Source organism: Kitasatospora sp. NPDC056181 (assembly GCF_042266225.1).
In the GTDB taxonomy this organism is placed as follows: domain Bacteria; phylum Actinomycetota; class Actinomycetes; order Streptomycetales; family Streptomycetaceae; genus Kitasatospora.
Genome location: NZ_JBHJUK010000107.1, coordinates 26,360 through 33,155 on the forward strand (window position 1 = coordinate 26,360; position 6,796 = coordinate 33,155).

5 protein-coding genes are annotated in these 6,796 nt (G+C 74.0%); 4 read left to right on the plus strand and 1 reads right to left on the minus strand.

Features of this window, described 5'->3' with window-relative positions; genetic code table 11:
• Nucleotides 1-219: 219 nt before the first annotated feature.
• The 3 genes from ACFC1F_RS31275 to ACFC1F_RS31285 all read left to right on the plus strand — a co-directional run bounded on the left by ACFC1F_RS31275 (nt 220) and on the right by ACFC1F_RS31285 (nt 4,431).
• The gene (locus ACFC1F_RS31275; RefSeq protein WP_376163341.1) at nt 220-1,947 is read left to right on the plus strand and encodes a sensor histidine kinase; all 1,728 of its coding nucleotides are present in this window, start codon (nt 220-222) and stop codon (nt 1,945-1,947) included.
• A gap of 233 nt (nt 1,948-2,180) precedes the next feature.
• Complete coding sequence (locus ACFC1F_RS31280; RefSeq protein ID WP_376163343.1) at nt 2,181-2,849, plus strand: response regulator; 669 nt, start codon at nt 2,181-2,183, stop codon at nt 2,847-2,849.
• A gap of 787 nt (nt 2,850-3,636) precedes the next feature.
• On the plus strand, nt 3,637-4,431 hold the full coding sequence (locus ACFC1F_RS31285) for a transglycosylase family protein (protein ID WP_376163345.1): 795 nt from the start codon (nt 3,637-3,639) through the stop codon (nt 4,429-4,431).
• Between the two features lie 572 nt (nt 4,432-5,003).
• Here ACFC1F_RS31285 and ACFC1F_RS31290 read toward each other — a convergent pair.
• Entirely contained in the window at nt 5,004-5,345 is a 342-nt protein-coding gene (locus ACFC1F_RS31290; RefSeq protein ID WP_376163347.1) for a hypothetical protein, read from the minus strand.
• Between the two features lie 541 nt (nt 5,346-5,886).
• Here ACFC1F_RS31290 and ACFC1F_RS31295 point away from each other — a divergent pair.
• Nucleotides 5,887-6,669, plus strand: a complete 783-nt coding sequence (locus ACFC1F_RS31295) for an SDR family NAD(P)-dependent oxidoreductase (protein ID WP_376163348.1) — start codon at nt 5,887-5,889, stop codon at nt 6,667-6,669.
• Nucleotides 6,670-6,796: the final 127 nt, after the last annotated feature.

The window sequence follows — 6,796 nt, forward strand, 5'->3', positions numbered from 1 at the left end:
GGGCGGTGCGTACGGGTGAGGCGGGCCGGTCGGGGCGGGCGGCCGGTCGGGGCGGTTGTTGCCGTGGCGGTGGCCGCCGGGGTTGCCGGGGCGGTGGCCGCCGGGATTGCCGGGGCCGGGGCGCGACTTTCGTCAGGTGAGCGGACGCGACTTTCGTCGGGGGTGGATCTAGACGAAGGGTGAAGGCGCCCGGTGCGGCGGCTTCGCTAGCCTCGACGGGTGGATGCACTGGCGAAGGCCTGGTCGAAGGCGGTACGGACGGCGTTTCCCGGGCCCTGGCGGCCCGGGCTGGTGGTGCGCGAGGTCGGCGGCGCGCTGCTGCTGGGCGCGCTGGCGATGCCGCTCGAAGCCGGCAGCGACTCCGGCCTCTTCCTGCTCTCCGGGCCGTGCAGCGCCGTGCTCTTCCTGCTCCGGCGCGGGCTGCCGGCGACCGTCCTGGTGCTCACCGCCGCCGCGAGCGGCTGGGCCGCAGGGCCGCTGCCGCTGCTGGTCTGCGCCGGCTGGTCGGCCGGCGCCCGGGTGAAACGGGTCGGCGTGCTGGCCGGCTCGTTCACCGGCGGGTTCCTGCTGATGACGGCCGTCGGCGTGGTCAAGGACATCGGGGCGGCGCCGGTCAAGCTGATGATCGGGTTCTCGCTCGGAGGGTTCCTGCTGCTCGCCGTGCTGCCCGCACTCTGGGGCCGCTACCGGGCGCAGCGCCGGGCGTTGCTGGACGCGCTGCGCGAGCGCAACGACCAGTTGCTGCGCGAGCGGGTCATGGTTGCGCACCAGGCCCGGCTGCGCGAGCGGCACCGGATCGCCCAGGACATGCACGACAGCCTGGGCCACCAGCTCGCCCTGATATCCGTCCACACCGGGGCACTGGAGGTGGACCGCACGCTCACCGACCGCCAGCGGGAGGCTGTCGGCGTGCTGCGGCTGGCTGCCGTCGCCGCGATGCGCGAGCTGCGCGAGGTGGTCGGCGTGCTGCACGACGAGTCGACCGCCCCGCTGCCGGCGCCGGCAGCCGCAGCGACGCCCGGCACCGGGCGGACGGGGGGACTGGACGACATCACGAGGCTGGTCGAGTCCTCCCGCGCGGCCGGGACTCCTGTTTCCTTCAGCGAGGCGGGTGATCGCCGTCCGTCGGCCGCCAACGTCGGCCACGCCGCCTACCGGATAGTCCAGGAGGCGCTGACCAACGCGCACAAGCACGCGCCCGGCGCGGTCATCACCGTCGCCCTGCGCTACGAGCCGGACGCGCTGGTGGTGGAGGTCGTCAACCCGCGGGCACCCGAGCCGGTCGGTGTCCACGCGGCCGGCGTGGCGCCGGCGGTCAGCGGCGGCCAGGGGCTGACCGGCCTGCGCGAGCGGGCCCGGCTGGTCGGCGGGATGGTGCACGCCGGGCCCACACCGGAGGCGGGGTTCCGGCTTGCCGCCGTGCTGCCGTACGAGGGGGCGGGTGGGGCGCCCGCGGACGGGGCGGGGGACGCAGCGGCGGGTACGGCCGGCGGCGCCGGAGCCATGGCCGGGATAGCGGGTGCGGAGGCGTGGCTGCTGGACACCTTGCCGGCGGCCGACGCCAGGCCCGGCGCACGGCGGTGGCGCAGCCCCGCGCTCGGCTGCGCGCTCGGCGGGCTGCTGGTCCTGCTCGTCGTCGGCGGCCTGCTGGCCTGGGGCGTGGTCTCCTTCGTCCGTGCCGCCGACGAGGCGACCGTGAAGCGGTCGGTGTACGACTCGCTCCAGGTCGGCACGCCGCAGGCCGAGGTGGAGAAGCGCCTGCCCGCCGGCAACGCCTTCTTCACCAAGAACTACGAGGGCTCCGGCCCGACCCCGCCGGCGGGAGCGGCGTGCCGCTACTTCCTCTCCGGGGAGACGACCGACACGTGGGGCGAGGACAACGTCGTGCGGCTCTGCTTCAAGGACGGCGCCCTGGTGGAGAAGGAGCACTACCCGGTGAAGTCCTGATCGGACGGCCCGTCGGAGGGCGTGACCGGGGCCCCGACCGGACGGGCTGACCCGACAGGCCGACCGCACCGGCCGACCGGCCTGACCGGCCTGACCGGCCTGAACCGGAGGGCCTGGCCGGCGGCTTGACCGGGCACCTGGCCGGAACTCCCGACCGCGGGAAGGGCCGGGTACAGGAGGTGTGAGGATGGTGCCGAGCAGCGCCACCCGCACCACCGAGGGGATGACCAGCAGTGATCCGAGTCCTCGTCGCCGACGACGAGCCGCTCATCCGGGCCGGAATCAGGATGATCCTGTCCTCCGCCGACGACATCGACGTGGTCGCCGAGGCCGCCGACGGCCGTCAGGCCCTCGATCTCGCCCTGGCGCACAGAGTGGACGTCGTCCTGCTGGACATCCAGATGCCGGTGATGGACGGGCTCACGGCGCTCGGCGAGCTGCGCCGGGTGGTACCGGGGGCGCGAGCCCTGATCCTCACCACCTTCGGAGAGCGCGACAACGTACTGCGCGCCGTCACCGAGGGCGGCGCGGGGTTCCTGCTCAAGGACACCGCGCCGGCCGAGCTGATCCAGGCCGTCCGGGCCGCCGCCACCGGCAACGCGTTCCTGTCGCCCGCCGCCACCCGGCACATCGTGGACTCGCTGGCCGGTACGCGCACCGGCCCGGTCGCGGCCAGGGGCACGGCGGCCCGGCGGCGGCTGGAGGTGCTGACCGCGCGCGAGCTGGAGGTGCTGGCGCTGTTGGGCGAGGGGCTCTCCAACGCGGACGCCGGCGCCCGGATCCACATGAGCGAGGCGACGGTGAAGACGTACGTCAGCCGGCTCCTGGCCAAGCTGGGCTGTGACAACCGGGTGCAGGCGGCGTTGCTCGCGCGGGACGCGGGGCTGGACGGCGGGGGCTGACGGTTCCCGGGCGGGCCTCACCCTCGGCCGGCCGTCCCGCCCTTGCGCGGCCGTCCCGCGCTTGCGCGGCCGTCCCCTTTCCCTGCCCGTCCTCGGCCGGACCGCTCGGGGGCGGTGGGGCGGTGGGGCGGCGCGGGCACGGTGGCAGGGGCGGCGCGGGCGCGTGAGAGGGGTGCGGTGGCGGCGTACGGAGGCACATCAGATACGTCGGATACGGACCGGTCGTGCACCATACGCTGCGCCACCGAGTGGCCACGGCGGGTAGCGAATGTGGGCGACGCCACGCCGGCCCGGCGCGGAACCGGGAACTCCGGCAAGGGTGGTGACGATGCGTCAGTTCCTGGTCGCTCTGGGTTGATGGTGTGGGCGGACTTACGGATGGACAGATGTGAGCGAGGGCACGGGAATTGACCATTCGATCTTGAATATGCGGTCAAACCTGGTCATTTCGGATGGGGTTTCATGATCGATACCGCCGGTAACAGTCAACTGACCTGCGGCGTCCAAGAATTGCTTGTGGCGGCCCGGGAGGGCCCGTAGCTTCATTGGCGGTGCAACGAGCACCACCCGGGTTCACCCCCGACGCACAGCCCGCCGACTGACCCCCGGCGCGAGGGCGGTGCCCGCCGACACGGCCGGCTCGAACAGGCCGTCGGCGAGTGGGGGTGGCCGCGGCGGCACGGCACGTCCGACACGTGCGTGGCCGCCCGTCGAGTGAGGTGAGCGCGACGGCCCTGCCAAGGGTCTGGTTCCGCCTGCCCGCCCGGGGCTTGTCGAGAGGACTTTCATGACACTCCGTAACGAGACTGCCGCCGCCACCACCAACACCGCCACCACGGGCAAGCGCCGCAACCGCGCCCGCCTGGCGCTGGTCGGCGGGGCTGTCGCGGCCCTCCCGGTGGCCGGCCTCGTCACGGCCACCTCGGCCTCCGCCGCATCCACCTCCGCCTGGGACGCCGTCGCCCAGTGCGAGAGCGGTGGCAACTGGAGCATCAGCACCGGCAACGGCTTCTACGGCGGACTGCAGTTCACCTCGTCCACCTGGGCCGCGTACGGTGGCACCGCGTACGCGTCGCAGGCCAACCACGCGACCAGGGCGCAGCAGATCTCGGTCGCCGAGAAGGTCCTCGCCTCGCAGGGCCCCGGCGCCTGGCCGGTCTGCTCCGCCAAGGCGGGCCTGACCAAGGGCGGCGCTCCGGCGGCCGTCGACACCTCGGCCCCGGCCGCCAAGGCCGAGGCCCCGAAGGCGGCCACGCCCAAGGCGGCCACCCCCAAGACCCAGCAGCAGACCAAGCCCGCGCAGACCCCGCAGGCGGGCCCGGCCCAGGGCGCGAAGGGCCGGCCGGTCGCGAAGTCGCAGAAGCCGCAGCCCAGGAACTCGCAGGACGCGGCCAAGCCGTCCAAGCCGGCCGCTGCCGGTACCAACACCTCCGGTGGCAGCTACACCGTCAAGAGCGGTGACACCCTGAGCGACATCGCGGCCAAGTTCGGCACCGACACCGCGAGCCTGCACGCCAAGAACGCCAGGACGATCGGCGGGAACCCGGACCTCATCTTCCCGGGTCAGACCCTGAGCCTCTGACGGGCGGGGCTCTGACGGCGGGGCTCTCACGGCGGGCCCGGGCGGCTGAGCCTCTGACAGTTCGCGCATGACAGCGGGCTCCTGACGGTGAGTCTCCGGCAGCGGGCTTCTGGAAGTCCGGCCTCCGTCGGTCAACCCTGCCCGTGCCGAGCGGCCGCCCCCTCCCGGGGGTGGCCGCTCCGGCGCGTCCGGCGCGACCGTCATCGCGAACGACGCGACGAATTGCGGGGAGGGCTCAGCGGCGTGAGCAGCGACGTCAGGGCGCCGGCCCTCGACCCGGCCGAGTGGCTGGGTGCCCGCAGCCCTGGGCCCGGTCGCGGCCATGGCACCGGTCGCGGCCAGGGGGCGGCCCGGCCTGGCTCGGCCTGTGCGGTGGGGGCGGGCACTCGCCGCAGCGGCCCGCCGGTCCGCCGGCCTGCCGGCCTGCCGGCCTGCCGGTCCGCCGGTCCGTCGGCTCCCGGCGGTCGGGCTGTGTCGGGCTGTGTCGGGGCGTGCCGGCGCTGCCGCGAGGACTGCCGGGGCGACGAAACGCCCCGTCGGCACCGCAGTACCGACGGGGCGGACGCGCCGAACTACATGTCGTACTCACGGGGCTTGTCGAGCCAGCCTGCCGTGGTCACGGGGTGCCCGGTCGGGCGGTACTCCCACGCGGCGGTGTTCGGAAGCGCGTTCCGATGCGGGTCGCCCGCCAGGACGCGGTGTTCCTCGTGGTTGATCCAGGCGTTCACGGCGCCCCGGGCAGGCATGTCCTGCGCAGCCGGGGCAGCCGGGGCCCGATGGTGATCGGGGCTGACGGAGGTTTGGTGGGCGGTCGGTCGTGCGGTGCTGTCCTGCGTCGCGTTGGCGACCGCCGCACCGGCGCCGAGTGCGCACAGGGTGGCCGCTGCCATGCCGACGGCTACACGCTTGATCACGGGGGTTCTCCAGGGTCTCGAAGGGGTGGTCTGTGCTCGCAGTAGACCGTCCGCGTGTGGACATCCGATCGACGTCGGCCGTGTGCGGCCGCCCTGAGGAGGCTGCGAGGGCCACCGGAGGAGGACCTGCGGGTCCTCGCCGCGAGGGCGAGGGCCCGTGAGGTTTCGAGCGGCCGGGTGTCGGGCCGGTCCACAGCAGCCTTGGCCGGTAGCCCGATCGGCGGCCTTGCCCGGTCCGCAGCAGCCTTGAGGAGGGCTTTCGCGGCGTGCTCGTCGAATGACCGGCTCGGCACGATCGTCCGCTCGGCCTGCTTCGAGTGCCGCGTGCGTCGGCACCCGCTGGTCGTGCGGCGGCGCCTGCTGGTGCTGGACGGCAGGCGGTCCGTCCGGCCGCCCTTGGAGTGCTCCGGGCCCCACCCGGGCGGCCCGGACGGGATGGTTGTTGAACGTTGAACGCGATGTCCGAATGTCGCCGGACTCGCGGGCCCCGTGGGGTGAGGATCGAGTCATGTCCGAGAACGAGTCAAGGAGTTCAAGCGATATGACGACGAGTGAGACTGTGACGACGGTGGCCGTGAACGGGTTCGCGAAGCTCGACGGCAAGGTGGCCCTGGTGACCGGCGGCAGCCGGGGGATCGGGGAGGCGGTCGCGTTGCGGCTGGCCGAGGACGGCGCCGATGTCGCGCTGACCTACCAGGGCAGCGCCGAGCGGGCCGAGGCGGTCGCGGCGAAGATCACGGCGATGGGCCGGCGGGGTTGGGCGGTCCGTGCGGACAGTGCCGACCCGCAGGCCGTCCGGGATGTCGTGGAGGCGGTGGCCGAGCGCTTCGGGCGCCTCGACATCCTGGTGAACAACGCGGGCGTCGGCGTGCTCGGCCCGATCGAGGAGCTGGCGTTGGACGACGTGGACCGGGTCCTGGAGGTCAACGTCCGGGCGCCGTTCCTGTTCGCCCAGGCCGCCGGCGCCCACCTGACCGAGGGCGGGCGGATCATCACCATCGGCAGCTGCATCGCCAAGCGCGTCGCCTTCCCCGGCGCCTCGCTCTACGCGGCCAGCAAGGCCGCGACGATCGGGCTCACCAAGGCGCTGGCCCGTGAGCTGGGTCCGCGGGGGATCACCGTCAACGTGATCCACCCCGGGCCGATCGACACCGAGATGAACCCGGCGGACGGTCCGTCGGCGGAGTTCCAGGCGGGTCTGACCGCGCTCGGCAGGTACGGCAGCGGCGCCGACATCGCCGCCACCGTCGCCCACCTCGCGGGCGAGGACGGCCGTTACATCTCGGGGGCCGAGATCGCCGTGGACGGCGGGTTCGCGTCCTGACCCGCTGAGCCCGGGGGCGGGCACGGGGATCCGGCCACCGGCCCGGCGCGGTGTCGCGCCGGGCCGGTGGCGGCGGTCCCGTTTACGATCGGCCGGTCCGAGCACATGTCCCAGCCCCGAAGAGGTG